Raw genomic sequence first — 1,133 nt, forward strand, 5'->3', positions numbered from 1 at the left:
GCGGCCCGAAAATCCGCGACACCGACAGGATTTGCCTCCGAAGTCGTTGGTTCGGTCATGGGGGTTGCTCCTAGGCCGCCGACTGCATGGCGGCCGCTGCGATACGGATGCCCCGCTGTTCGAGGATAGGCAGGACGGTGTCGCGAAAATACGGGAATTCCTCGACATAGTCGACGAAGGACAGCGTCGAGCCGCGAAATCCGGCCTCGTGCAAGGCGGTGATCCCATCAGCGACCTGTTCGGCCGTGCCGGTGAGCGGGAAGCCGCCATGGCCCGCCGCCATCCGATCGCGGATGAGCGCCAGGAGGTCATGCGGGAACGACTGCGCATGCGCAAATTGCAGCTTCACCAGATTGTCGACGGCTGCCCAGTCGGCATTGGCGCGGGCGAAATGCTCGAGATAATCCTTCGCTTCCTTCTCGGTCGGCCGGCAGACGACATGGGCAAAGGTCAGCACGTCGACAGTGCTGCCGGCGGCGACCGCCTGTTGCTTCAGCGCGGCGATCTCGTCCCTGGAGCGTGACAGATCGATTGCCGGCGTGAACAGGAAGTCCGCATTGCGGACAGCGAATTTGCGCCCTTCTTCCGAGCCGGCGGCGTTGAGGATCGGCAGGCGCGCCGACGGCCGCGGATCGCCAAGCACGTTCTTCAGCTTGAAATAGGTGCCGTCCCAGTCGAACGCCTCGGTGCGATCCCACAGCGCCCTGACGATGTCGAACCATTCCTGTGCGTAGCCGTAGCGTGTGATGTGATCGTCGGGCAGCGTCAGCCCGAGCGCTTCATATTCCGGCTTGTTCCAGCCGGCGACGATGTTGAGGCCGATACGGCCGCGGCTGATCTGGTCGATCGTCGCCAATTGCTTGGCGACGACGACAGGGTGATTGGCCGCCGTGTGGGTGGTGGCGAAAACCGTGATGTTGCGGGTGAGCGCTAGGAGCCCTGCGGCCCAGGTGATCGTCTCCAGCACGTTGCCGTGGAAATTGGTCTCGCCCCCATAGCCGATCCAGCGGGCGATCGGCAGCATGAAATCGATACCGGCGTCGTCGAGCAGATGCGCCAGCCGCAGATTGTTGTCCCAGGAACTGACCCATCGTTCGGGAACCTTGGTGACGGTCATGCCGCCGGAACAATTG

1 protein-coding gene is annotated in these 1,133 nt (G+C 63.4%); it reads right to left on the reverse strand.

Annotated features, from left to right (window positions below):
• Positions 1-70 precede the first annotated feature (70 nt).
• Positions 71-1,133: LLM class flavin-dependent oxidoreductase (locus EN984_RS35505; protein ID WP_164765963.1), on the reverse strand; the 1,063-nt coding region annotated here is incomplete at its 5' end.

The organism is Mesorhizobium sp. M7A.F.Ca.CA.004.12.1.1 (assembly GCF_003997835.1).
In the GTDB taxonomy this organism is placed as follows: Bacteria; Pseudomonadota; Alphaproteobacteria; order Rhizobiales; family Rhizobiaceae; genus Mesorhizobium.